This window comes from Ktedonospora formicarum (assembly GCF_016587355.1).
Lineage (GTDB): Bacteria > Chloroflexota > Ktedonobacteria > Ktedonobacterales > Ktedonobacteraceae > Ktedonobacter > Ktedonobacter formicarum.
In genome coordinates this window covers 121,861-145,990 of the sequence record NZ_BNJF01000002.1, presented here as the reverse complement: position 1 = coordinate 145,990, position 24,130 = coordinate 121,861, and the positions used below count along the sequence as shown (strand labels likewise).

The window sequence follows — 24,130 nt, the reverse complement described above, 5'->3', positions numbered from 1 at the left end:
CCTTCTTCCATTTATTCTGCCAAATTGCTTCAATTACTATGCTATACATGCTTCTATCCCCGCACGGACGACGCACCTTAGCACCTCCTATCAACTTCTTGATAGGGTTTGCTGGAAGATCACTTGACGCCTATTGTTCTGCCAAACTTCGATTGACGGATTCGGCGAAGAGTAAATGCCATATTGGCTGATGATTCTGTTTCAAATGAAGTTTGGCAGTGCAATACGAAGTGCTTTTTGCCTCTCTTTTTACTATTTGGCGCAATTGCTGGGTGATCCTAGGGCTTGAGGATGACTTTCGTGTATCCTTCGATACGCTTGTCGAATTTGTCGTACGCTAGAGGTGCGTCATTGAGCGGGACCACATTGGAAACGACAAAGCTGGGCTTCGCGCGACCGGCAATAATCAGGTCACGCAGGTGGCGGATATAGTGCTTCACATTGCACTGACCTGTACCCACCTGGAGCCCTTTCTCCCAGAGTTTGCCAAAGGGAAGAAGTAAGCGACCCTCTTTCGCGTGGGGATCTACTCCCCCCGGATCAGACGGTACATACAGGCCAGGAATCCCCAGCATCCCGGTTGCATTAACAATCTGGATTAACGAATCCAGCACGATGTTAGGAGCCTCTTTGTTCTGACCTGGCGCAACTCCTTGATATCCAACCGCGTCGATTCCCTTGTCAACACCATCTCCATGACGCATATCACGAATCTGCTGCACTGGGTCGTTCTGGCTGAAATCAATGGGAATGGCTCCGATTCCTTTGGCTTTTTGCAGGCGCTCAGGTACGCGATCAACAATATAGACTTCGGCAGCGCCACGAATGAGCGAGCTATACGCGGCCATGAGGCCTACTGGCCCCGCTCCAAAGACCACAACAGATTCTCCCGGCGCTACCTTGGCAAGTTCTGCCCCATGGTAACCCGTTGGAAAGATATCGGGAAGCATAGCAAAATCTTCTTCGTGCTCCGTCCCAGCGGGTAGTTGAAGCGCATTAAAGTCCGCGAAAGGTACACGCAGGTACTCGGCTTGACCACCAGAATAGGGACCCATTGCCACATATCCATATGCACCACCTGCAAAGCCAGGATTGACGGTCAGACAAAAAGCAGTATAGCCCCTTTCACAGTTTTTACAAAAACCACAGGCGACATTAAAAGGCAGAACCACTCGATCACCTTTGTGCAATGTAACGACGCCTGACCCAACTTCTTCTACAATACCCATGTTTTCATGGCCGAAGACAATCCCTGGCCGTGCAGCGGTTCGTCCCTCATACATATGCAGATCTGAACCACAAATACAGGTAGAAGTGATGCGTACAATGACATCATTGGGATGCTGGATCTTTGGGTCTTCTACCTGTTTGACTGCGACCTTGAATGGTCCTTCATACACTAAAGCGCGCATAGGAACCTCCCTTCTGTAATTCTTGAATCTGCAACCACAGATATTTCACTTCCTGCTCACCGTCAAATACCAGTGCAATCAACCTACTCTCAGCCATTTCTGTGCTCTTCAACAGAGAAAATTTTCTTCATCATTTCTTTACATTGGTCCTTCACCACCAGGCTCAACGTTTATAATTATCGATGCATCAGCCACCATGAGCAGCATTGCCTTCTGAACCGTGAAGACAGCTCTTTCATAATTTTTCGTTTACCGCTCTTCCCTTATATAACTGCTGTTCTTCTCCTGAACTTCGCGCCTGATTTTGTACTTGATAGCATGAGTCTCCTGCTTTTTATCACTATATAGACCCATCTCAAACAGAGCGGTGAAACGACAAAAAGCTACCTTTCTTCAGTAATCTACAGCAGCTTGCGGAAGAGTTGAGCTAGCTGATACACTCAAGAAAGGAGCAGAGTCACAGCGTTTGGGTGAGCACGGCGACGATGAGCCGTGCCATCAAGCGCGCGAGCTGGGCCCGAAAAAGACGTTGGGTGCCAGGGAACATAGGGAAGAAGAGTGAGACCGTTGGCCTGAGCAGATGAGGAAGGTGGATGCCCATTGCCTAGTCGTGGTCGATGAATGTAGTAGAATATTGCGTTGACTTCCTGTGTGCCAGGTTTCTCAAAGGAGAGCGAGCCCATGGCAGGGGGCCACGCAACCGGGGAAAAATGCCGCCCTGCTGGCCTCGTTGCCACTCTTAGGGATTGGGGCCAGTTGCTCATCATAACTCTTCTTATCCCCTTTGCAAAAACGCTTGCGCTAGCAAACAGAACGAGGGAATATTCCTGGCGAACTGGTTTGCATTTGGGCACAAAAAGGCCAGCAGCAAGGGAGCATGTCATGAGTGAACCACTCGAGGTGTTTGAGTATAGTTCCGATCACGCCCTGCCCATGTCATTAGGGCCATTTGAGGCGGCGATAAAGAGCAATGCACGCGTACTGGGGATGCTCTATACCGGCTCCCTTGGCCGAGGCAGCGCCGATCGCTTTTCTGATCTGGATATTGACCTGTGGGTTACTGATGTCGCGTTTACCCAAACGGAGAGTACGTTACACGAGATCCTGAGTTCCTTGGGAACAGTTCACTTCTCCTACCCGCGAGGAGCTGGATGTACGGCTTTCGTGGGAGAGGAGTGGCAACGAGTCGATCTGTGGTTGCATCAACGCTCGGAAGAGAACCTGCCTTCAGAATATGCGCAGGCACGCATTCTCAAGGATACCGATCAGTTCTTAGCGCATGCACTCGCAGCGGTCAAGGAAGAGGCCGTGGCCGTCTCCTGGAAGCAAGCCAGAACCTCGATCGAGGAAGCGACTGACAGCCAAATATATCTCAGTTTACATAATGCCCGTGGGGCAATCTGGTCAGCACTCGGAGAGGTGAGTTCCCGCGCTATGGAATTATATGTGTTGCTGGCCGCCTTGCGTGGCTCTCGTTCCTATGGATATCGGTATGTGGAACACCTCCTCTTGCCAGAGGAGCAAGTCTTGTTAACGCAGTCCTGGCCGACGTCTCCCTCACAGCAGGAAGTGCGACGAGCGGCACATGCACTCTGGCATTGGACACGCTACGTCTGGCAAGAGGCCGAACGGTGTCTGGGTCGTTCGTTGCTCATTGAGATTGATGAAGCAGAGTTGCTCTTGGCAGTGGATCGCATCTACCATCGATGAGTAACAAGAGCCGTTTCGCGTGGCCAATCCTCGACTGTGCTGCTCTTTCCTTGAACCTGAAAAGGAGACGCGACGATATAGATGTGCTGACCCCTCAAAGCCTTAATCAGAGGTGATGGTGACCATGCTTCCGGAGCTTGTAACTTCGATGTTGTAATAGGGGGCAGTCGGCTCAAAACCAGAGCTTTGCAACCATACATTGTTACCCATATGGGTTTGATCATCGAAGACAAATGCGGAGCCCCAGCCTTTGAGAAGCGCTCGTGCTGCGATGCCAGCAGGCCGTTGAACATTGATCCCTGATCCTCCCCCACTGATCCGTATGGGAACCACGCCAGAGGGCGAGGGAAGCTCCAGGTGGATCCTGCTTCCTTCTCCCTTGATCTCGAAAGAGGAGAGATCAAGACCACCCAGTTCGGCAGTGATATCTGATCCCCCGCTCTGGATCACAATCTGCCACGGGATGGCGCGACTCAGCGTGACCACGGCCTGACGTTGCTCTCCACTGGTACCTGTTAGCCGTCGTGGATAGCGGATAGTGACCACCCCGTCTTTGGTTGCAACGTTCGGTACCGATCCCTCGAAGCGGGCCTGGTAGAGTTCTGCCATCCCTTCGCTCGTACACAAGGTCAGCCGGGCGCAGGAGGAGACAACAAGCCGGCCACGAGAGAGATCTTCAAGCGGAGCAGAGAAGATTTTCCCCTCGTCTGGTGACACCTCTTGCAACAGGCCAAGTTCCTTTCTCGACAACGCGTTGCTGTGCTGGAGAAACTCCAGGAGGAAGACGAGTTGCTCCTCATCATAACGCGATACCACCTCATCCCACGTCTTCTCAAGAGAACCCAGGATCGAGTGAACCTTGTGCATTTCATCCTTGCCTCTTTCGAGCCGGACAATAACTCTGCGGCCATCGTTGGGGTCACGCTCCCGATGGATGAGCCCTGCCTCCTCCAACCGGTTGAGGATCCTGGCGATTGCTCCAGTAGTCATCCCCATAAGATCGGCGAGTTGACCAGCAGAAACTTCACCGGCAAGATCCAGAATATCCATCACCTGTATATCTGTGTCAGCCGCCATCCTGGTTTGAGTCGCTGCTACTCGGAAGAAGGAAGCGCCGAAACCGTTGATCTTCCTCAATTCCCGCTTAAGTGCCACGAGAATCTCCCCTCGGTTTCTCTGAGAACCTCTTGACAAATGTCTGTTCCTCCGTGTACCCTCTATTTAGGTGATTAAGTCACTAAAATATTCAATACTTTTTGGTGACTTAATCATGATATTAATCATGTCAATTCACTGATCAAATCAGTGAATTGAGTATACCATAGAAATGCCTCATGTGTCATGTTGATGGTGATTGAAATGCAGAAATTACACAAAACGTTTGGCGACCATGTGATGTTTGAGGACTCGACCTGGCTGCAACCATTAGGGAAATGAAACGATTATCAAACTTCTCAAATTCAGATCCTCTCGGAAAGGCGGTGCATCATGACAAGCGGAACACTCGTGCGAGGATACGTCGAGGATGGTTGGGGGAAGGTTGCCGATACCTTCCGTGCGAACTTTGAAGGGAACCCCGGTGAGGATCGAGAGCATGTTCGCGTTTGGGATCATGGTACTGCCCTTGACCTGAGAGAAATAACAGAACGTGAGTACTGGCCGAGTTCTCTTCTCTGATGAGCGAGGACTATGTGCAAATTCGTTATGTTATAGCAAGCTGAAGCAGGAGGAAATATATTATGATGCGACAAGAGGAAACACATGAACAAACAAGCCCAACCTACTACAGTTATGAAGGCAACCAGGCATACGCTCACTCACACAACGAGGCATCCTATGAACAAATGGTGGGAGAAACGCCAGTAGCGAAAGTGTATTCTGAACCGCATAACAATCAAAACATGTTCCGTCTCATAGGGCTCACCATTACATTGGTAAGCTTGCTCGCGTTCGCTGTTATCTGCCTGATTCTTGTCGGTGGCGTAGGAGGATTGATTAGTTTCTGTGCTGCATGTATAGCCACTTTTATCGTGGCCTCTGTAGCAATCGACAGAATTAAGTGACGACGCTCACTGTCATTTATACGCACATACGCGATCTTGAGACAAAGCAGGGAAGCAATGCGTTACGGGTGCCTCGTTTTTCCCCACGAGAGAGGTGATATGCGTTGGATGAAAACGTTGCTTGTCTCGTCACGCTAAAAACACATTAGTGTGCATCGAGGGGCGTTTTTTTCACCACCTTTCTCCCGCATTTTATGGCTTGCTCATATACGTCACATCCAGATATAGGGAGAATGCTTTTTAAAATCGGCCAGGGACATCAAGCTTGTCGCGCAAGTCTGATGCCCCTGACTTTTGTTGCTAGCTGGGGGTAAAGGTGATGGGTAGATTCTTGACGCCAAAGACGACGCCACTACGAACCTGCTCAAGGGTCGCGTCCGAGTCAACGCGCAGATCTGACAATTGTTGCAGCATGGCATTGAGCGCGATCCTCGCCTCTAGACGCGAGAGTGGAGCGCCCAGGCAGAAATGAACCCCATGCCCGAACGAGAGGTGGCGGTTAGGGTCGCGTGTAATGTCGAAGCGCTCAGGATTGGGGAACTGGCGGCGGTCGAAGTTGGCGGATGCTAGCCCCACCATGACTGTCTCTCCCTTGCGCAGCGTCTTCTCTCCGAGCATGGTCTCGGTGGTCACTGTGCGCCCGATGATAACGCTATCGCTCTCACCGGGTTTGCGGATAGGTGGCAGGTAGCGCAGCACTTCCTCAATAGCACGTGGCATCAATTCAGGCTCAGCGCGCAAGTGCTCCATAGCTTCTGGAAAGTTATTGAAGCAGAGAATGGCGTTGCCGATCAGGTTGGTTGTGGTCACATTGCCCGCAACCAGAAGTGTGATACAGAAGCTGAAGAGTTCCTGGTCATCAAGGCTCTGACCATCGACCTCGGATTGCAAGAGCTGAGTCATCAGGTCGTCGCGTGGCTCGATGCGCCGCGCCTGGAGCGCCTGGAAGAAGTATGTATACATTTCTTGCATAATTTCCTGTGGCACCCACTTCTCATCGGCGAGTTCAGCGTTGCCCTGTTCCTGGGTGAAATCCCCAAGGATTAGGTCGGACCAGGCTTTGAGCTTGGGCCAGTCCTCTCTCGGTAGACCAAGCATCTCGGCAATTACGATGACGGGTAGCGGATAGGCCAGGTCTTCCATGACATCCATCTTGCCTGCTGGCTTGACCTGTGCCAGCAGATCATTCACGATCCGCGTGATACGTGGTTCCATGGCGGCGATGGCACGTGCTGAGAAGGCTTGGGTTACCAGGGTGCGGAGTTGGCGATGACGTGGAGGATCAAGGGTAATGATTGATTCGCTCTGAGCGCCATTCATTAGACGCGCCGATGAGAAGGTTTCATAATCCTTCAAAACGTGCGCCACGTCATCGTAGCGAAAGACCCACCAGCACTTGTTTGTTTCGTCGAAATACACGGGCTGATCTTCTAACATCTCTAAATACCAGGCACGCGCCTGTCGGTGCCATTCCAGTGGGGGAAGCGTATACTCAGTCAGTGATTTCAAAACTATTTCGCCCTTTCCTTTGCGACACGATGCCTGAGCAGCGTGCCAATATAAAGCAAACAGAGGTTCCGTCCTTAGGCCTATTGGGCATACATATCCTACAAGTCGCACGATTTTACGCGCCAAACTCGTAGCCATATATGCCACTGGTATTGTACCACTTTATTGCTTATAACTGTGTCCATCTAATTTCCATCAGCAATACTTCGTTTACCCTTACATGAGCGCAATGCTGTCGTTCTTCATAAAAAGAGTGTCAGAAATGTGTGGCGCGCCACACATTTCGAAGATCCGTGAAGCAGCTGATTTTGCTTTTTATGGAGAATTTGGAAGGCCCTGGGTTGTATGGCAGGATGCTTGCACGTTGGACGTCAATGCCGTATAGTGAATGCCAGCAGATACGGCAAGCAGAGGGAGCGAGATGTTTATGGCAATGTCTGAGGATGAGACAGTGCTTGGTGAGGAGCAAACGGGCACGGGACATTTCGTCTATATCGTGCGCTGCGCCGATGGCTCTCTGTATACTGGTTATGCGCGAGATGTCACCCGGCGCATCAAAGCTCACAATCAGGGAAGAGGTGGGCACTATACGCGTTCGCATCGGCCCGTGACGCTGGCGGCCCACTGGCGTTTCTCCACGAAGCGCGAGGCACTGCAGACGGAATATCGTATCAAGCGCCTCTCTCGCCCCCAGAAATTGCTCTTGATCGAACAACGCGCACCCCTTCCTTTATAGATGTAGCAAGTCATGGCATATTGAAGGCAGTCTCGCGTGCGACCGCCAGGAAGTTCTTAACAACTGCGGAATGGGGATCGCGCAACCAGCCTAGAGCCATCTCAGTCATCAGAACATCACCTTCAAGTTCGCGATACACTACTCCCCGCGAGCGAATATTCTTCGTCGATAGCGGGACTAGAGAGACCCCCATTCCTGCCGCTACCAGCCCTACGATGGCGTGCATCTCGGTGACCTCCTGTACGACATTGGGGCTGAAGCCAGCGGCCAGGCAGAGCTTCATGATCTGGATGTAGTAGCCAGCGGCGCGCTGGTTTGACTGCAAGACAAATGGTTCATGTTCAAGGGAGGCGACAGAGACTCGTTCGTGAGCAGCCAGGGGATGGGCCTCTGGTAAAACGCAGACGACTGGCTCGCGGCGGACAACCTCAACCTTGACCATGGGGGCGCTGATGGGCAGGCGCATCAGACCAATATGGATGCGCTCTTCCTCCAGGGCGCGAATCTGGTCAGGAGTTGTCAGTTCGCGCAGCACAACTTCGACATGTGGATAGCGTTCACGGTAGGCATGGAGCATTCTGGGTAGCAGATCGTAGGTGCTAGAGCTGATATACCCAACAACCAGTTGCCCAACGTCTCCGCGATAGGCTCGCAGAGCCACTCGCTTCGCCTCCTGTACCTCAGCGAGAATCTTGCGCGCCTCCTCTAGAAAGGCGCTCCCCGCCTCGGTCAATTCCACCGAGCGCCGCGTCCGCCGTAAGAGGGGAAAGCCCATCTCATCCTCTAATTGCTTTATCTGCTGGCTTAGCGATGGCTGGGCGAGCATTAATCTTGCTGCCGCCCGACCGAAGTGTAGCTCTTCCGCCAGGGCTATAAAATATTGTAAGTGTCGTAATTCCATTGCTCCTCCAATTCAGTTATAGGCCATACCTATTAATATACCAGTAATTATGTATTGGACATACAAGTCATTAGGAATTAAACTAAAGAGTAGGAATAATATATTAAACCATTCTATAAAAAAGGGGATCTTATGGCGCATGCGCATGCACATCCTGATGACAGAAAGACTATATCATCTCATTCAAAAATTGTAACTCGGACAGACTCAGCTTCTAAATATGAAATGTATAGGACTGAAGAACAGGTCAATATCGCGCGGAACGCGACCAACAAGTGGGTCATCTGGGCTCTGGCGGCTTCCGCAAGCTTCATGACGACGCTGGATGGTTCAATTGTGAATATTGGATTGCCTAATATCGCGCGTACTTTTCAGGTGCAGTTGGGAGGGGCTACGGAGTGGATTATAATCGGCTATCTGGTCGTGATCGCGGCAACACTTCTTACCTTTGGGAGGCTTGCCGATCTTATTGGGCGTAAGCGCATATTTATCGCGGGGTTGATCGTCTTTGTCCTGGGCTCTGCGCTCTGTGGACTCTCAAACACCCTGCTCTTTCTGATTCTGGCGCGGCTCTTTCAGGGTCTTGGCGGGGCATTGATTTTTGCCGTCAATGTCGCGATGATAACCAGCACTTTCGGACCCAGGGAGCGTGGGCTGGCCCTTGGCCTGAACGCCGTTGTTGTCTCTCTGGGCGTCGCGGCAGGGCCTACCATTGGAGGCATCATTACCCAATACCTGACCTGGCGTTGGATCTTCTACGTCAACGTCCCTATTAGTATTGTCGTCCTGCTAGCGGGTTGGTATTTTTACCATGAGACAATCCAGACTGGAAAGAAGCTTGAGCGTTTCGATCCGGTGGGTGCGATCCTACTCGCCATAGGCATGGCTGCGCTGACGCTTGGATTATCCTTCGGGCAGGAGTGGGGCTGGCTCTCGGCAGAGACTCTGAGTTCACTCGTGGTGGCAGTGGTGGTGCTGACGGTGGCAGTCTATGTCGAGCTACATATTGAAAGCCCCATCCTGAGTATGAAACTGATTACGAACCGGGTCTTCGCCTTCGCTAACATAAGCTTTATGCTCTGCATGATGGCTCTCTTCGCCCCCGGTTTTCTGCTGCCATTCTACCTGGAAGAGTTGCGGGGCTTCTCGACCATTCAGACCGGCCTGCTGCTAACACCCTTACCATTAATGCTGGCTATTGCGGCTCCGTTGAGTGGCTCAATTGCTGACCGCCTGGGCTCACGCTGGCTCTCCCCTATTGGACTGTCTATTGCCTGTGTGGGGCTGGTCCTGGTCAGCCAGGTGGATACGCATAGTACAGTCTGGGATATCGCCTGGCGACTCGCTATCACCGGCTTTGGGCAAGGGATGTTCCAATCGCCTAATACGCGCACTATGATGGGTGCGGCTCCACTTCACGCGCAGGGTGAGGCCTCAGGTTTGCTGGCGACCGGGCGCGTAGTCGGGCAATGCTTGAGCGTAGCCCTGACGGGAACGGTCTTCGCGGCCCTGGGTGGTTCATTCGCTGGTTCGCTGCTCTCCTCACCCCAGGCTCACCAGTTCTCGGCAGCTCGCATTGGCGAACTACAAAGCACATTTGTTGGAGCCTTCCATGTGGCACTGCTCGTTTGCGCGCTCTTTGCGGCCCTGGGCATCTTCACTGCTCTGGCACGCGGTAATGGAGCAGGAGCACAGAGAAGCACGTAGATTAATAATCTGGAATATGAAACGGCTCAGTGGATCGCCTACCATTAGGCGATCCACTGAGCCGTTTTTGCATGAATGAGTGTGATGAGCGGCTGTGAATTAAAATTGCATTTAATATAAATTTATAATAAGCTATATCAGGCCGAGATTAATGTATATAGCACTATTGGCGCATTTATGCGAATTTCCTCTCTTTCTCATTTTCACTTTACCTTTCACCTTTGGGGGAATTTGGCTGACAACACGTACCCATCCATACTATCGCCGTGCTAAATAGCACAATGCCACCGCTGATAAATTCCGAGTTTCCCTTTTTGTGAGATACATCATATCCAGCATCATTGATGTAATGCTACGTTACGATCTCAGGTAAATTCGATGATATCAGAGATCTCTTTCTCATATTCCCGCGTGAGATCATGTGTCATCGGGCAAACATTTATAACTTAAAAATCTTCTATATGTCTCTTTGCATTGAAAGAGAGAAGCGATTTGGCTCAGTCTCAGAGACCAAGTGCCTGGCGTCTGACCAGTAAGCAATTCATCATCTTGATCATCGGTGTGCTCCTCACTGGGGCGCTCGAATATTTCGGAACTCATGTCCATTATGGTTTGGTATTAGCCGTAGTTTCTTTAGTTTTGAGCCTCTTCCTCGCGACAAAGTTTGGCCCCTGGGTCGGGATCGCAACATCACTCACTTTGCTACTCGCAGATATGCTCTACTTCCCTTTCCGGTTGCAGCTATATGTGCTAGTGGTCAAGTGCATTATTGCTCTACTCGGTGGTGGTATTGCTGGACTCGCATTTGTGTTCACACATGGTAATTATCGTAGTGTCAAAGCCATAGGGATAGCCCTTGGATTGAGCTTGCTTAGCCTACTGATCTTATTTGTTGGCGCTGGTATTCTGCCTATGTTTGCTACCTCTAGTCGACTAATAGGTGGTATTTGTAGCCTTGTACTGCTTGTCATCATGCTCCTGATTGCCAATCTCTTTGGCAAGAAAAGTAACCAGCAGGCGCCCTTCTCGTAACCCCGCAAGAGATCATGTGTCATCAAGCCATATTTGCGCATATAAAAAACCTTCTACATGCCTTTTTGTATTGAAAGAGAGTTGAGATTTGGTAGATCGTACTGGACAGCAGTTAGGGAATTATATCCTCACCCAGCTATTGGGAGAGGGCGGCTTCGCGGAAGTCTACCATGGCGAGCATATTTACCTTAAGACCCCCGCCGCCATTAAAGTTCTCCATACCAAGCTCTCGGGACAGGATGATACTGAGAGCTTTTTACACGAGGCGCAGTTCATTGCTCGCCTGACGCATCCCAACATTGTGCGCGTGCTCGACTTCGGTCTCGCCGAGAAAGTGCCTTTTCTGGTAATGGATTACGCGCCGCAGGGAACCCTGCGCCAGCGCTATCCACGTGGCACGCGCCTTCCCCTGGCGACCATGGCTCCCTATGTCAAGCAGGTTGCCTCTGCCTTGCAGTACGCGCATGACGAGCGTTTAGTGCACCGGGACATCAAACCGGAGAATATGTTGCTGGGGCGTCAGAACGAGGTGCTGCTCAGTGACTTTGGGATCGCGCTGGTGGCGCAGAGTTCGCGCTATCAGAGTACACAGGACGTCATCGGTACGGTGGCATACATGTCGCCGGAGCAGATTCAGGGCAAACCGCGTCCCGCAAGCGATCAGTACTCGCTCGGCATCGTGGTCTACGAATGGCTGACGGGCGAGCGTCCCTTCCATGGCTCCTTTACCGAGCTGTGTACTCAGCATATGTTCGCCACTGTCCCGCCCATCCGCGAGAAGTTGCCAGACATTCCACCTCATGTCGAGCAGGTCATCACAACCGCCCTGGCCAAAGATCCGAAGCAGCGCTTTGGCAGCGTCAAAGCCTTCGCCACGGCCCTTGAGCAGGCTAGCCAGAGTCAGGCACCTGCCATCTCGGTAACCTCCAGTCCTGGTGCGCCACCCGTACAGCCAACCCTACCCGCACAGGCAGGGCAACAGCAGCCAGTAACCCTTGCACAATCCACGCCAGCGATGACGCCTCCATCAGTCTTGACCCCCGCCGCCAACTTCCCCCACCTCACTCCATCGGCGCAGGTCTCCGCAACGAGCCTTGCAACGCCGCAAGGACCTGCCAGCATCCCCGCTCAACCGAGTGCCTGGGTTCTGACCGGTAAACAATTTATCGCCTTGATCATCGGTATTCTCCTCACTGGTGTATTCGAAGTTTTCGGCTATCAGGTTAGTTATTTCTTGGGATTAGCAGTGGCGTTGGCTCTGAGCCTCTTCTTCGCAACCAAGTTTGGCCCCTGGGTTGGAATAGCAACATCATTCGCTCCGGTGCTCGTAGATATGCTCCTCTATCAATTTAGTTCGGTTCCGTCAAATATGCTCGTGATAAATTGCATTGCTGCTATACTTGCGGGTTTTATTGCCGGACTGGCATTCGTGAGTACACGTGGCAACTATCGTAGTGCCAAAGCCATAGGGATAGCTATTGTCTGGAGCCTTCTTAGCTTACTGGTCACTGAGGTTGGCGATTTGTTGACTTATGGGGGGTATCTCCGAGGCAACATCGACGGTAAGGTTCTTAGTCTGGTATTACTTGTTATCATACTCCTGATTGCCAATCTCTTTGGGAAGCAACGCAACCAGCAGGTGCGCTAATTAGTATCTTGGGAGCGGAGATCATACGCCGCGATTTGCCGCAGTGTATGATCTCTTTCATTACTGGGCCTCTGGAGTATAGATGGGGCGTGCCTCGATGTGGACAATTTCTAGCTCGGCGGGGAGTGCGGCTACCTCAGTTGAGTGCAGGCAATATTCGCGGGCTGGACCCATCGTCATCTGGCGCTGCCAGAGGATGCCCTGGCTCTCGACATTGCTCTGGTCTAAGAGGGCATATAGCTGCTCGTAGCTCATGCCGGGCTGTTTCTTGAAATAGCTTGCGTGACGAATGGCGCTCGCTTGCTGGCGGTCGAATGTACCACTCTTCAAGCGGTAGAGCCCGCCTGTACCGTCACCTGCCAACCTTGCCACGGCGTTATGGGGTTCGCGGCAAATGCCTGATACCGCTGCCTCATCCAGTGGATCGAGAGCCGCCGAGTTCTCGACAACATACCAATCCTCGTAGACCTCGGGTCCCTCTAGCATCCAGGGCAGATGTGACATCTCCAATACGAATGAGCCCTGAAAACCTTCTGGCTGGCGCTCTTGTAGAATCTGGTGATAGGCTATTAGCCGTTGCTGATACTCATCGCGTGAAACTTCTTCGGCTCGCTGATGCCAGAAAACATATGCTAACATATGTTACCCCTTTCCTGTGGCTCTATCGCGTGCGTTCCACTCCTCCTTGAGGAGACCGAAGAAGTGCTCATCCTCGAAACCACCCTGGAAGTAAAAGCGCTGGCGCAAATTCCCCTCGTAGGTGAAGCCCAACTTGAGGAGTAGGCCCTTCGAGCGTCCATTGACGATATCAATGATAGCCTCAACGCGATGGAAGCCAAGCTCATTGAAACCATATTCCAGTACCGCTGCCTCAGCCTCGGCCATGATGCCTTGGCCCCAATGGGAGCGCTTGAGTTCGTAGCCTGTCTCGGCTAGCTTAAAGTCAGCTCTGAGATGGTGAAAGCCACATGAACCGAGAATTGTATTATCATCCTTAAGTGTGATGCCCCACCGCAGGGCTTCGCGCTGCTCATATTGCTCCCCAATGCGTTGTATCCGCGCGCGCGTCTCCTCAATCGACGTATGAGGCTCATGTCCGTAGTAGCGCATGGCTTCCTCATCCGAAAATATCTCAAAGAACGACTCCGCATCATTGGGTCGTATCTGGCGTAATCTTAGACGCTCCGTAGTAAGCGTAGGAAACTGGCTAAAAGCCGATTCTATAGACATATTTTGCTAATCCTTCCCAGTAGATAGACCTTCATATGGTATCACAACTGAGCAGGAGATAGGGTGAGGGTAGCAGCGGAGAAGTGCTGACGTAGAGGGAAATGCCCGGCGCAGGTTAAAGCACTGCGCCTACTTAAGATGAGCGTCTAAGTGGGGAGTACAGTATTGTCGCTGGGGTGCTGCGTTGGCTAAAGCTCAATGCCTACATATTCTGGTACTAAGGTTCATCCTACTGTTTAGATAAGGATACTATTGACATATCACATGGGCACCTAGACGAACGAGCGATTTCCCCGACAAAAGTATGGTACAGCTTGCTTGTTTCTCAAATATAGCACATCATATGCAATATATTTCTTGAGTTTAGAGCAGGAATGCGTCTTCGTTCTCAGGGATGGGGGTATGTGAAAGGGAGAGCTACCGCACGATGTCGAATACCAAACAAACCCAACATGTCATTCCTGCATCGAGTGATATGCCCCTCACACTTCTTGAGACGCTTCCAGGTGCGCTATTTTTCGTCGATGACGCCGCCACAATTGTCTATGCCAATGCGAGCGCGCAGGCCCTGCTCGGCGTCACACGAGAGAACATAGTGGGCAAGCCCTTTTGGCGGGGTGCTCACCAACTGGTGAGCGCTGCACTCTACCACGCCGTCCAGCAGACCAGACATACCCGAGCACCAAGCGAAGTGGAGTATGTGTCTCCCATGACCCGAACCTGGCTGCACGTGCATCTCTCTCCCACGGTTGGGGGGCTGATGGTGCACGTCCACCAGGGCAGAGCCGCAGCCCGACGAGAGGCGCCAGTTCCCCAGGGCAAGCGTCTCTCTATCGAGGACCTGGATGGCTTGTATAGCAGGGTCGGCGTTCTGACCCCCGAGGGGATCGTCCTGGAGATCAATGAGGCTCCCCTGGTGGAGGCGCGCGTCCGACGCGAGGAGGTCATTGGTTACCCGCTCACCGAAACCCGGTGGTGGTCCTTTTCTCCGACCAGTCAAGAGCAACTGCGTGCCGCCATCGCGCGAGCCAGCAGAGGTGAAACCGTGCGGTTCGAGGCGATCATTCACCCCAGGGAAGGCCTGGACCGTCACCTGGATGTCGCGGTCACTCCCCACAGGGATGCAGATCACCACATCGCGTACCTCGTCATCGCCGGCATCGACATCACTGAGCGCAAGCGAGCCGAAGCTGAAATCCATGCCCTCATCGATGCCATACCTCAGCTGGTCTGGACCACGCAACCAGACGGATTTCATGACTTGTTTAATCAACGCTGGCACGACTATAGCGGTCAGAGCACCGCAGAGGCCCAGGGGGAGGGATGGATGCAGACACTGCATCCGGAAGACCGGCACCGCGCACGTACCGCGTGGCAGCACGCTGTCCAGACCGGCGGGGTGTATGAAACGGAAGTGCGCCTGCATCAGGGCACGACTGGGGAGTATCGCTGGTTCTTAGCCCGCGCCATGCCTGTGCGTGATGAAAGAGGCCAGATTCTCAAGTGGTTTGGCACCAGTACCGACATCGATGAGAAGAAGCAGGCGGAGCAGCAGCTCAAAGAAAGCCGAGAGAGCTTGCGCGTGCTGGCCGAAACGGTGCCGCAGATGGTATGGGTGGCACGACCCGATGGCCAGCACGACTATACAAACCAGCGCTGGCAAGACTATACCGGGTTCACGCTTGAACACGTGCAAAACGACCGCATGGCTCATCTCCAGTTCATCCATCCTGCTGATCAGGAAGGCACCCGAGCCCACTGGCAGCATGCCCTGGATATGGGAACCATGTTTGAGCACGAAGAGCGTCTCAAAAATGGCCAGAATGGAGAGTATCGCTGGTTCTTAACGCGCGCCATGCCGATGCGCGATGAAGGAGGTCAAATCGTCAACTGGTTTGGTACCAGCACTGACATTGAGGAGCAGAAACGAACGGAGGAAGCTTTACGCCAGAGTCAGGAGTGTATTCGCGCCCTCATAGACTCCAATATTATCGGCATTACTTCTGTCGAGATGGAAGGAGAAGTGATCGTGGACGCCAATGAGGCGTTTCTTCGCATGACTGGTTATACCCGAGAAGAGGTGCAGAGCCGAACGTTGAGCCGTATGAACATCGCATCTCCAGAACAAGCGCCGCTCTTCGAGCACTCGATCCAGGAGCTTACTGCACGCGGGCAGACCACCCCCTTTGAAACCGAATTGGTGTGTAAAGATGGCAGCCGCCTTCCCGTGTTGGTGGGTGGCGTGATCTTCCAGGACCAACCGTGGCAGATGGTCTCCTTTGTACTGGATAATTCGGCGCGTAAGGAGTTGGAACAACGCAAAGATGCCTTTATCAGCATGGCCAGCCATGAACTGAGAAACCCGCTCACCACCATGAAGATGCAGACCCAACTGGTGCGCAAACGACTGGAAAAGCAATCCCAGCACGAGGCCGCCACCGCGCTTTCCCGGGTGGAGGGTCCCGTCAAACAACTCGAACGTCTGATTAGAGAGTTACTGGATGTCTCCAAGATCCAGGCTGGTAGGCTGGAGTATGTCCGGGAGCAGGTGGACCTCAACGAGTTGTTGCGGGAGGTCACCGCCACCATCCATCACCTCCATCCAAGCTATACCATCCTGGAGCGTGGCGCAGTGGAGGTCAGCCTCCTAGCGGATCGTGATCGGCTGGGACAGGTCTTTACCAACCTGCTGAGCAATGCCATCAAGTATTCGCCAGATGTCAGGACCGTTGAGATGGATCTCTCCGCCTCCGACGATGCGGTCACGATCTGTGTCCACGATCATGGCCTGGGCATCCCGCGAGAGCTGCACGACAAAATTTTTGAGCGGTTCTATCGGGTCGCTGATTCCAAGCGGAAAGCGATTCCGGGCCTGGGCATGGGGCTCTATATTGTGGCTGAGATCGTCAAACATCATGGAGGAACCATCACAGTGGACAGCGCTGTTGGAAAAGGCTCGACCTTTACGGTGACCCTTCCTCTCATGAAGGATGACTGAACAGTTTGACGCTCATGCCACGCGCGCCAACTGAGACGATGATGACCGAAACAGCTGCTGCCGCCATCACAGACCAGATTCTTGCGGATCAATTCGGCGTTGAATGCCCTGCCTGAATCTGGCGGCCTTGCTGCACATCACTGCATCTCTGTTTTGCATCTCCACCTGGCTTGGGTCATACTGATGACGCGTCAGCCAGCGAAAAATACTCGTTGTCTACCTTTTTAATTTTTTGGATGTGGTTAAGATACCCAAAGAAACGACCAAAGCGGAGTTTGCCGTAGATGATGAGAACCCCTTCAAAAGATTATTTATCCTACCATTTCTAACAAACCTAAAAACATCGGATGCCGATGCCATTTGGGGCCTCTAACGCGTACATGTTCCCCTCTATATGTAGGCGCAGAGCTTTCGCCTGCGCCGAGTCCATCGAGACGACTTATGCTCCTCGGCATGCTCCATAAGTAGCGTAGTATTGATAAATCGTGCTACTATTATAGAGTTGGGAAGTCACCCGTTGTTGACGAGAGATGAACGAAGAGTGGAGGCGGCTCACGTGGCTACTGATCGCGCCTGGTGCAGCATTCATGTCCCAGCCTCATTACCCCTTGAGAAAGAAGTAGAAAAAATGAATATAGCACTCTGGATATTACAAGCCCTGCTCGCATTGTTCTTTATTTGGGTTGGCGGTATGAAGCTTTTTTCGCCGATAAGCTCGCTCGAAAAGAGTTTCACCTGGATCAAGGAGACGCGCCCGTTCGTTGTCCGTTACATTGGGGCATGCGAGGCGCTGGGCTCTCTTGGTCTGATCCTCCCCGGAGTTACTCATATCTTGACTGACCTGACCATTGTTGCCGCTCTTGGCCTGTGCCTTGTCATGATCTATGCCAGTATCTTCCATGCTAAGCGCAAGGAGTTCTCAAACATCATCTTCAATTCCGTCATTTTCCTGCTGGCTTTTTTTGTCGCTTTTGGACGCTTCGCTCTTGTTCGTTTCTAAGATCCCTGGGATAACCGCTTCGCATCTGGTATACTACTGTTGAACCTTATTAATTGAATACTTTGTATCAAGTTGGCTAATGGGTAAGACCTATTTGCTGCTCTTGCAGGTTTACTGTTTGAGAGTACATTGACAGCAATGAGAGAGAAACAGAAACGTGAGCAGTACTGTGCTTCAGCAGCATCAGAGAGAGGCTCGCCCTTTCTCTCTCATGTGTGTGGCTGCTTTATCTGATGGGCCTTTGCTCTCCCAGTGGGAAGCTCATCTGTTACCTCTTCAACAAGCTGGACTCCTCACCTGTTGGTCTGAACGTCAGATTTCGGCTGGAGCCGAGCGTATGTCCGAGTTAGCCAGCCATCTAGAACGGGCAGATGGTGTGATCTTGCTGTTGAGCGCGGATTTCTTTGCCGACGATACCTGTCGTGCTCTTATGCATGAGGCTGTCGAGCGGAAGTTGAGGAATGGCACGCATATTATTCCCCTTATAGTGCGCCCAGTCGCCTGGGAGGAGTCAGAATTAGGGACATTCACATCATTACCCGCCAATGGAATTGCAATTACGACATGGGCTTCGCCAGATGAAGGCTGGCAGCAAGCCGTTCGAGGATTACAACGCCTGCTCGGCCTGCCGGCTCGTAGGAATACCCCTGTTGTGGGAGCCTCTGAACGGGAGCGTATACTCCGACTCCTACGCCGAACCTATCAGACATTGCTCGATGGATTATTGCAAGGCATCACCTGGATTGAATTGGGGCTCTCTGAGCGACCGGAGAGTGTATTTAACGCATCCCATCTCCTGCATCAACTTCCTGACCGCGCCGAACGCCCGCTTCCTGAAGGAACTTCAATTCTCTCCGTTTTTGATCAGGCTGAAGGAGAATTGCTCATCCTTGGTGTGCCGGGTGTGGGCAAATCGACGCTTTTACTCCATCTAGCGATGGATCTTATTGCGCGAGCGGAGGCAGATACTGCGTACCCCCTACCGATAATTGTGCCATTATCCTCGTGGGGAGGAAGTAGCTTATCCCTTAATATGTGGCTGGCAGAGCAACTTGCTCGAATCTACAATGTGCCTCGCAAGTTAGGAGAGCGCTGGATTGAAGAGGGGCAGGTGCTTCCACTGTTCGATGGTCTAGATGAGATGGAAGAACTTGCACGTCCCCAGTGTATTGCCGCGATCAATATCTTTCGCCGTTCCAGGTTTGGCATGCCTTTAGTTGTATGTAGCCGCAAGGCCGAGTATGATGTTGCTTCTATGAAAGAGCAACTGTTGCTCCAGAACGCAGTGATTGTACAGCCTCTCACGACAGTCCAGGCCGAAAATGTGATCCGAAAATGTGGACCAACACTTTCGGGTTTACATGATGCACTTATCACAAATCCTGCCTTACAAGATCTCATTACCACGCCTTTAATGCTCAATGTGATGATATTAGTGTATCGTGGAGTGACTCCTCACAACCTACCATTTGAACAGATCCGACTTGTAGAGAGTATCTGGACCGACTATGTTGAGCGTATGGTGCGTGAAAAAGGAGCGGTACGACAGAGCAAACAGGATAGGCCAGTCAAACGCTATACGCTGGATCAGACACGTTCCTGGTTAAGCTATCTCGCCGAACAGATGAGTAAACACAACTTGACAGCATTTGAGTTAGAAATTCTGCAATCTGACTGGCTTGACCAATGGCCTCGCCTCTACAAGTGGTATGAATGGAGCCTGGGACTAGTCGTTGGACTACTAGGGACGCTGATCTTTGCCCTGGCCTTCGCTTTGTTCCTCAATCCTACAGGCATACTCATAATTGTGCTTGTTGAGGTGCTGATCTTTGTATTAGCTGGAGGGTTTGTTGGAGGAGTGATAGAAGCACCAGATACTACAGTAATTATTGAGCGTGACCTGGATGTAGTTCCGAAACAATATGTCGAAGTCCATCTCCTTCCTGCGACGACCAATATTCGCTTTTCTTTCGCTCATGGCCTCTTCCATATAGGGGACGATCCAATCATAACGCTAGCAATCGTGGGAATCTGCGCGGCAATTTTCACTATGGCCGGAGGCCTTGCAACTTTTGTGGCTAGAGGGCTCACATTTGTGCTCGCCGGAACGCTCATAGGAGCACTGACTGGCATATTGATGGGCTTGATGATTTACCTCTTTTGCCCACTTGTTCGGCATTACCTGATCCGTTTCTGGCTGTGGCGTGCGGGCATTTTTCCCTTACATGCTACAGCCTTCCTCGAAGATGCTCGCGCCCGCCACCTGCTCAGTCATTTAGGTGGAAACTACCAGTTTATTCATCAATTGCTGCTAGAGTATTTTGCCGCGCAAAATGAATCTGCCCCTACTGAACGCATATCAGGAGAAGGACAAGGTGAATAATTGGCAGGAGTCAGTTCATAATGTAGTAGAGATGCCAAAACGGCTGGCGTGCCTGGGGAAGCTCCCCAGGCACGCTCATTGGTGCTGCTGGCGTTGACGGTCAGCTACACCCGTTCGGAGATGCCGAGGTTCTCAGCTCGATCGTTGAAGGCCTTCTTCTGGTGGGCCTGCAAGTCCACAGAGACTGTGGGCAGCGCCTTGAGATCGCGGAGTTGTTCGGGCCGCATCCGCCCGATCTCGCCAATCGTGAGATTCCTTGCCTCCCGGGATGTGTACGCCATTGCCAGGACCTCCAATTTAGCCGGGGAAGGGGTTACAGGCTCAACCTCTTCCAGCGTGAATGTTTCCTTCGCGTGCTCGCCCTCCGCGCGAACTGCTGCGATGAGATTATGAGCTTGCGATATCGGTCACTCGTCCACCACTTGAAGCGATGTAGAGGCGAGTAACCTGAGTGTTGTATATTGAGTATAACATGCGTTTCGAGCCTATACAAGGGAATGCTAGCGACCGAAGAGCCAGCCTCCGTTGACGTTCAGGACCTCTCCTGTGACGAATGAAGAGGAGGGCGAGGCCAGATAACTTACTGAGGCCGCGATATCCTTGGCGCTACCACCGCGACCTACAGGGGTTTGCGCGATGATGCCCTGGATCTTCTCGTCGGTCCAGTTACAGGTGAATTCGGTATTGGCGATGAAGCCGGGGGCGATGGCGTTGACTGTGATACCCCGCTCACTTAGTTCGCGCGCGAATCCATAGGTCAGGCCCAGCACACCCGCTTTCGCGGCTGCATAGGCTGTTGAGCCCGCCCGACTCCCTCCAGTAAAGGCTGCGATAGAGCTGATATAGATAATCCTACCACCGGGGCGCGGCATGTGGGGAGCGGCAGCGACGGTCATCAAGAAACTACCCTTGAGATTGGTTTCCTGTACGGCATCCCAGTTCGCCTCAGCCTCGGCGAGCGGCATATCTGTGGTCGCGCCAAGTACGAAGCCTGCCGCATTCACCAGGACATCGATGCGCCCATATTCTCTGACAATCTCATTGATTACCCGCTCAACCTGTTCGCGCTGGCTAACGTCTGCCTGCTTCCACGCGATGTCGTATCCCTCCTCCTGAGCACAGCGCTGAAGTTTCTCCGCGCTCCGCCCCAGGATGACAACCTGCTCGTCCTTTTGCGCGAACTCTCGTGCGCAAGCCCGCCCGATGCCGCTCCCGCCCCCTGTGATAATGATGATTCGTCGTTCTGTCATGATGATGAACTCCATTTCTCCGCTAGCTTCCGGTTTCTCTGGCCTCTACTCTAGCTCAGTTAGAAGGATATGTCCAATATATAAATCAGGTGCTATTGATATGTTTAACATATCAATAGCACCTGATGATGTTACTAGGGAAGATTCTCGCCGAGCACTAGTGCTATAGGTCCATCCGATACTGGATAAAGCCACGGTTTTTGGCTACCTTATCGTAGAGGTGCCGGGCTGTGCTGTTAGACGCCTGAGTATGCCAGTATACACGGATACACCCGCGAGCTTGTGCCCAGTCCGCCACGGCGGCAATCAATGCGCGAGCCACTCCCTTGCCGCGCGCCTCCGGAGCGGTGAAGAGATCCTGGAGATAACATACGTCGAGACTCGTCGTACTAGGATGGACGAGGAAATGCGTAATCCCGACAAGTCTGCCATTCAACTTCGCCCCAAAGGCATGAAAGTGTACATCTTTCTGGAATTCGTGCCACGCCCTCTCGTACATCTCGGGTGGCTCGACGCGCTGATAAAAGTCAATGTACGCACGGAACAGCGCTTCCCAGGCCAACCTATCAGACGGATCGAGGTTGCTGATACTAATCATATAGCATTCCTCCTGATTAGATATGTGAGAAGAATAGAGCGAACTGCACCACAAATGAATCATTCATTTGGTAAATAAGCCACCCAGGGCATCGAGTACCCCGCCTTTCCACTGGGCAATGACGGTTTTGTCTATCGGCTTCGATAATCTCCAGTGTAGTGCTTTTCCCTTGGAACGAAAACAGCCAAATACGAGGTTGCTCCTGAGCCAATGGTAGAGCAATAGGTTGTTCAACAGTGGCCTCTCATTTGGCTATGGACCGTTGGAGACGCTTGCACAACTACCTGCTAACCTGCACAAGTAAGGAAGCTCCTCTTTCAGAGATTGACCATACAGTATTATGCAGCACAAGTTTCATGAGTTCGGCTATGAGAGAGTTTGATGCGTTATTGGCATCACGTTCTTGCTGTGGAGATATTAGACATTTCACTGGTCAGGCTATATACTCATGTGGTTATGATTATCTATCTATCAAGGAGGAGAAGCGTAATGCAAGACCAGAGAAGGATGAGAGTACGCCAACTGGCTAGCGAATATAGGCAGCAGGGCAATGCCACCGGATGGTTCGAGGTGCTCTATAATGAGGCCCAGGGGGATGAGAGGGCCATCGTGTGGGCCGATATGGCTTGTAATCCTAACCTGCTCGCGTGGTTGGAGCGTGAGCAGGTGCGTGGAGAGGGTCGGCGCGCGCTGGTTGTTGGCTGTGGACTGGGCGATGATGCTGAAGAACTGGCTCGCCGTGGCTTTCAGGTGACCGCCTTTGATATTTCGCCAACAGCTATCGCCTGGTGTCAGCGGCGCTTTCCCACCTCTTCCGTAACCTATCTCGCCGCCGACTTGCTCAATGCTCCAGAGGACTGGACGCAAGGCTTTGACTTCGTTTTTGAAGCCTATACTCTTCAGGTTCTCCCACCCGATCTACGAGCACGTGCAGTTCCTGCTCTTGCGAAATTTGTAGTCAGCGACGGGAGATTACTAATTATCTGTCGCGGTCGCGAACCTGAAGAAGATCCCGGCGTGTTACCCTTGCCTCTGACAAGAGACGACTTCGTGACTTTCCCCGCTGCTGGTCTTCATCTCGTCAATTTCGAGGATTACTTTGAACAGGATGAATCGCCAACTCGCCGCTTCCGAGTTCTTTATCAAAGATCATAATCAGGCATAAGGAGCCGAACTGAACAGTGTTTGGAGTTCCAAACACTGTTCAGTTCGGCTCCTTATCTCTCTTCTGTCTATTCCCGCACGACCGAGATGGAGAAGCCATCGAGGCCGTTGCCGGAATCATCCCAGGGGAGAGCGACACTGACAAGCTTTGGATGCTCAAGGATGCGTTGTGTGTAAGCCGCGACCCCGGAAGAACTTTCGTCGGGAGGTGGAGTCTGGAACGCGCGACCAGCGCGGACGATATTGTCGGCGATGATGAGCGAACCGGGTCGAGTGAAGCGCAGCGACCAATCGAGATAGTGTGGATTATTCACCTTATCGGCATCGATGAAGACCATGTCAAAGGGCGCTTCGGATGCTAATGTCGGCAGTAGGTCGAGGGCCGCGCCAACACGCACCTCAGCTCGCTCGCTTAGTCCCGCGTCAGCCAGGGCCGCACATGCCATCTCAGCATATTTGGGATCAACCTCTAATGAAATAAGCTTTCCGTCATCTGGTAGTGCGCGTGCCAGCCAGATACCAGAATAGCCCGCCATACTACCAATCTCCAGAATCTTGTGCGCATCGCACGTCAGGGCTAGCACCTGGAAGAGCTTGCCTTGCAAGGGGGATATCTGCATGGTAGGCGCGTGCGCAGCCACTATTCTGTTGACCGCCGCCCGCAGGATATCATCCTCCGGCGCGAAACGAGCCTCAAGCTCGCGATTGATGTATGCTCGCCCCTCTTCATTCATCTGTACAACGTTCATGGTTTCCTTCCCTTCTTCGGACGTGTGGGGAAGGCGCTCG

At 52.3% G+C, this 24,130-nt stretch carries 23 protein-coding genes; 11 read left to right on the top strand and 12 right to left on the bottom strand.

The features are described 5' to 3' along the window. Positions 1-278: 278 nt before the first annotated feature. A complete protein-coding gene (locus K3T82_RS19695) occupies positions 279-1,412 on the bottom strand; it encodes a glutathione-independent formaldehyde dehydrogenase (RefSeq protein ID WP_220195263.1) in 1,134 nt (377 codons plus the stop codon). Positions 1,413-1,852: 440 nt separating this feature from the next. Continuing rightward, positions 1,853-2,179: a hypothetical protein gene (locus K3T82_RS19690; protein ID WP_220195262.1), complete on the bottom strand. Its 327-nt coding sequence runs from the start codon at positions 2,177-2,179 to the stop codon at positions 1,853-1,855. 115 nt (positions 2,180-2,294) lie between these two features. Between K3T82_RS19690 and K3T82_RS19685 the strand changes: the two genes are divergently transcribed. Beyond that, positions 2,295-3,122 carry a hypothetical protein gene (locus K3T82_RS19685; RefSeq protein ID WP_220195261.1) on the top strand — a complete coding sequence of 276 codons (828 nt, stop codon included), beginning with the start codon at positions 2,295-2,297 and terminating at the stop codon, positions 3,120-3,122. 102 nt (positions 3,123-3,224) lie between these two features. On the opposite strand, the gene K3T82_RS19680 is transcribed toward K3T82_RS19685, so the two are convergent. Continuing rightward, complete coding sequence (locus K3T82_RS19680; protein ID WP_236031397.1) at positions 3,225-4,277, bottom strand: MarR family winged helix-turn-helix transcriptional regulator; 1,053 nt, start codon at positions 4,275-4,277, stop codon at positions 3,225-3,227. A 333-nt stretch (positions 4,278-4,610) separates the two neighbouring features. Between K3T82_RS19680 and K3T82_RS19675 the strand changes: the two genes are divergently transcribed. Together K3T82_RS19675 and K3T82_RS19670 are read left to right on the top strand one after the other, a co-directional pair. Continuing rightward, on the top strand, positions 4,611-4,799 hold the full coding sequence (locus K3T82_RS19675) for a hypothetical protein (protein ID WP_220195260.1): 189 nt from the start codon (positions 4,611-4,613) through the stop codon (positions 4,797-4,799). A gap of 62 nt (positions 4,800-4,861) precedes the next feature. Beyond that, a complete protein-coding gene (locus tag K3T82_RS19670) occupies positions 4,862-5,185 on the top strand; it encodes a hypothetical protein (protein WP_220195259.1) in 324 nt (107 codons plus the stop codon). Positions 5,186-5,485: 300 nt separating this feature from the next. Here the strand turns inward: K3T82_RS19670 and K3T82_RS19665 are convergent, their stop codons facing one another. Further along, positions 5,486-6,694: a cytochrome P450 gene (locus K3T82_RS19665; RefSeq protein WP_236031395.1), complete on the bottom strand. Its 1,209-nt coding sequence runs from the start codon at positions 6,692-6,694 to the stop codon at positions 5,486-5,488. Positions 6,695-7,127: 433 nt separating this feature from the next. Between K3T82_RS19665 and K3T82_RS19660 the strand changes: the two genes are divergently transcribed. Then, entirely contained in the window at positions 7,128-7,430 is a 303-nt protein-coding gene (locus tag K3T82_RS19660) for a GIY-YIG nuclease family protein (RefSeq protein WP_220196485.1), read from the top strand. Between the two features lie 10 nt (positions 7,431-7,440). Here K3T82_RS19660 and K3T82_RS19655 read toward each other — a convergent pair whose 3' ends face one another. Then, positions 7,441-8,331 (bottom strand): LysR family transcriptional regulator, encoded by an 891-nt coding sequence (locus tag K3T82_RS19655; protein ID WP_220195258.1) that lies wholly within the window; start codon positions 8,329-8,331, stop codon positions 7,441-7,443. A 225-nt stretch (positions 8,332-8,556) separates the two neighbouring features. Here K3T82_RS19655 and K3T82_RS19650 point away from each other — a divergent pair, with 225 nt between their 5' ends. From K3T82_RS19650 to K3T82_RS19640, 3 genes are all read left to right on the top strand, one after another. Then, a complete protein-coding gene (locus tag K3T82_RS19650) occupies positions 8,557-10,038 on the top strand; it encodes an MFS transporter (protein WP_220195257.1) in 1,482 nt (493 codons plus the stop codon). Positions 10,039-10,530: 492 nt separating this feature from the next. Then, the gene (locus K3T82_RS19645; RefSeq protein WP_220195256.1) at positions 10,531-11,070 is read left to right on the top strand and encodes a hypothetical protein; all 540 of its coding nucleotides are present in this window, start codon (positions 10,531-10,533) and stop codon (positions 11,068-11,070) included. 88 nt (positions 11,071-11,158) lie between these two features. Next, the gene (locus K3T82_RS19640) at positions 11,159-12,718 is read left to right on the top strand and encodes a serine/threonine protein kinase (RefSeq protein WP_220195255.1); all 1,560 of its coding nucleotides are present in this window, start codon (positions 11,159-11,161) and stop codon (positions 12,716-12,718) included. Positions 12,719-12,778: 60 nt separating this feature from the next. Here the strand turns inward: K3T82_RS19640 and K3T82_RS19635 are convergent, their stop codons facing one another. Beyond that, positions 12,779-13,357 (bottom strand): hypothetical protein, encoded by a 579-nt coding sequence (locus K3T82_RS19635; protein WP_220195254.1) that lies wholly within the window; start codon positions 13,355-13,357, stop codon positions 12,779-12,781. A 3-nt stretch (positions 13,358-13,360) separates the two neighbouring features. Beyond that, the gene (locus tag K3T82_RS19630) at positions 13,361-13,948 is read right to left on the bottom strand and encodes a GNAT family N-acetyltransferase (RefSeq protein ID WP_220195253.1); all 588 of its coding nucleotides are present in this window, start codon (positions 13,946-13,948) and stop codon (positions 13,361-13,363) included. 427 nt (positions 13,949-14,375) lie between these two features. On the opposite strand from K3T82_RS19630, the gene K3T82_RS19625 reads away from it, so the two are divergent. Further along, on the top strand, positions 14,376-16,946 hold the full coding sequence (locus K3T82_RS19625) for a sensor histidine kinase (protein ID WP_220195252.1): 2,571 nt from the start codon (positions 14,376-14,378) through the stop codon (positions 16,944-16,946). A gap of 439 nt (positions 16,947-17,385) precedes the next feature. Here K3T82_RS19625 and K3T82_RS19620 read toward each other — a convergent pair whose 3' ends face one another. Then, on the bottom strand, positions 17,386-17,535 hold the full coding sequence (locus tag K3T82_RS19620) for a hypothetical protein (protein WP_220195251.1): 150 nt from the start codon (positions 17,533-17,535) through the stop codon (positions 17,386-17,388). Between the two features lie 39 nt (positions 17,536-17,574). Here K3T82_RS19620 and K3T82_RS19615 point away from each other — a divergent pair, with 39 nt between their 5' ends. Both K3T82_RS19615 and K3T82_RS19610 read left to right on the top strand, forming a co-directional pair. Beyond that, positions 17,575-17,946 carry a DoxX family protein gene (locus K3T82_RS19615; protein ID WP_220195250.1) on the top strand — a complete coding sequence of 124 codons (372 nt, stop codon included), beginning with the start codon at positions 17,575-17,577 and terminating at the stop codon, positions 17,944-17,946. Between the two features lie 157 nt (positions 17,947-18,103). Continuing rightward, positions 18,104-20,329: a TIR domain-containing protein gene (locus K3T82_RS19610; protein WP_220195249.1), complete on the top strand. Its 2,226-nt coding sequence runs from the start codon at positions 18,104-18,106 to the stop codon at positions 20,327-20,329. A gap of 104 nt (positions 20,330-20,433) precedes the next feature. On the opposite strand, the gene K3T82_RS19605 is transcribed toward K3T82_RS19610, so the two are convergent. From K3T82_RS19605 to K3T82_RS19595, 3 genes are all read right to left on the bottom strand, one after another. Then, positions 20,434-20,610 (bottom strand): hypothetical protein, encoded by a 177-nt coding sequence (locus K3T82_RS19605; protein WP_220195248.1) that lies wholly within the window; start codon positions 20,608-20,610, stop codon positions 20,434-20,436. A gap of 219 nt (positions 20,611-20,829) precedes the next feature. After that, complete coding sequence (locus K3T82_RS19600; protein WP_236031391.1) at positions 20,830-21,579, bottom strand: SDR family NAD(P)-dependent oxidoreductase; 750 nt, start codon at positions 21,577-21,579, stop codon at positions 20,830-20,832. A 163-nt stretch (positions 21,580-21,742) separates the two neighbouring features. Next, complete coding sequence (locus tag K3T82_RS19595; RefSeq protein ID WP_220195247.1) at positions 21,743-22,177, bottom strand: GNAT family N-acetyltransferase; 435 nt, start codon at positions 22,175-22,177, stop codon at positions 21,743-21,745. A gap of 489 nt (positions 22,178-22,666) precedes the next feature. On the opposite strand from K3T82_RS19595, the gene K3T82_RS19590 reads away from it, so the two are divergent. Further along, positions 22,667-23,332: a class I SAM-dependent methyltransferase gene (locus tag K3T82_RS19590; RefSeq protein ID WP_220195246.1), complete on the top strand. Its 666-nt coding sequence runs from the start codon at positions 22,667-22,669 to the stop codon at positions 23,330-23,332. Between the two features lie 77 nt (positions 23,333-23,409). Here the strand turns inward: K3T82_RS19590 and K3T82_RS19585 are convergent, their stop codons facing one another. Next, positions 23,410-24,090 carry an O-methyltransferase gene (locus K3T82_RS19585; RefSeq protein WP_220195245.1) on the bottom strand — a complete coding sequence of 227 codons (681 nt, stop codon included), beginning with the start codon at positions 24,088-24,090 and terminating at the stop codon, positions 23,410-23,412. Positions 24,091-24,130: the final 40 nt, after the last annotated feature.

What these genes read in the sequence shown, in the direction of transcription:
- K3T82_RS19695 (WP_220195263.1), bottom strand. Translation starts at nt 1,412, where the DNA reads ATGCGCGCTTTAGTGTATGAAGGACCATTCAAGGTCGCAGTCAAACAG.
- K3T82_RS19685 (WP_220195261.1), top strand. Translation starts at nt 2,295, where the DNA reads ATGAGTGAACCACTCGAGGTGTTTGAGTATAGTTCCGATCACGCCCTG.
- K3T82_RS19590 (WP_220195246.1), top strand. Translation starts at nt 22,667, where the DNA reads ATGCAAGACCAGAGAAGGATGAGAGTACGCCAACTGGCTAGCGAATAT.
- K3T82_RS19625 (WP_220195252.1), top strand. Translation starts at nt 14,376, where the DNA reads ATGTCGAATACCAAACAAACCCAACATGTCATTCCTGCATCGAGTGAT.
- K3T82_RS19605 (WP_220195248.1), bottom strand. Translation starts at nt 20,610, where the DNA reads ATGGCGTACACATCCCGGGAGGCAAGGAATCTCACGATTGGCGAGATC.
- K3T82_RS19620 (WP_220195251.1), bottom strand. Translation starts at nt 17,535, where the DNA reads ATGAATGCTGCACCAGGCGCGATCAGTAGCCACGTGAGCCGCCTCCAC.
- K3T82_RS19660 (WP_220196485.1), top strand. Translation starts at nt 7,128, where the DNA reads ATGTCTGAGGATGAGACAGTGCTTGGTGAGGAGCAAACGGGCACGGGA.
- K3T82_RS19615 (WP_220195250.1), top strand. Translation starts at nt 17,575, where the DNA reads ATGAATATAGCACTCTGGATATTACAAGCCCTGCTCGCATTGTTCTTT.
- K3T82_RS19635 (WP_220195254.1), bottom strand. Translation starts at nt 13,357, where the DNA reads ATGTTAGCATATGTTTTCTGGCATCAGCGAGCCGAAGAAGTTTCACGC.
- K3T82_RS19650 (WP_220195257.1), top strand. Translation starts at nt 8,557, where the DNA reads ATGTATAGGACTGAAGAACAGGTCAATATCGCGCGGAACGCGACCAAC.
- K3T82_RS19585 (WP_220195245.1), bottom strand. Translation starts at nt 24,090, where the DNA reads ATGAACGTTGTACAGATGAATGAAGAGGGGCGAGCATACATCAATCGC.
- K3T82_RS19670 (WP_220195259.1), top strand. Translation starts at nt 4,862, where the DNA reads ATGATGCGACAAGAGGAAACACATGAACAAACAAGCCCAACCTACTAC.
- K3T82_RS19600 (WP_236031391.1), bottom strand. Translation starts at nt 21,579, where the DNA reads ATGACAGAACGACGAATCATCATTATCACAGGGGGCGGGAGCGGCATC.
- K3T82_RS19655 (WP_220195258.1), bottom strand. Translation starts at nt 8,331, where the DNA reads ATGGAATTACGACACTTACAATATTTTATAGCCCTGGCGGAAGAGCTA.
- K3T82_RS19595 (WP_220195247.1), bottom strand. Translation starts at nt 22,177, where the DNA reads ATGATTAGTATCAGCAACCTCGATCCGTCTGATAGGTTGGCCTGGGAA.
- K3T82_RS19690 (WP_220195262.1), bottom strand. Translation starts at nt 2,179, where the DNA reads ATGATGAGCAACTGGCCCCAATCCCTAAGAGTGGCAACGAGGCCAGCA.
- K3T82_RS19630 (WP_220195253.1), bottom strand. Translation starts at nt 13,948, where the DNA reads ATGTCTATAGAATCGGCTTTTAGCCAGTTTCCTACGCTTACTACGGAG.
- K3T82_RS19675 (WP_220195260.1), top strand. Translation starts at nt 4,611, where the DNA reads ATGACAAGCGGAACACTCGTGCGAGGATACGTCGAGGATGGTTGGGGG.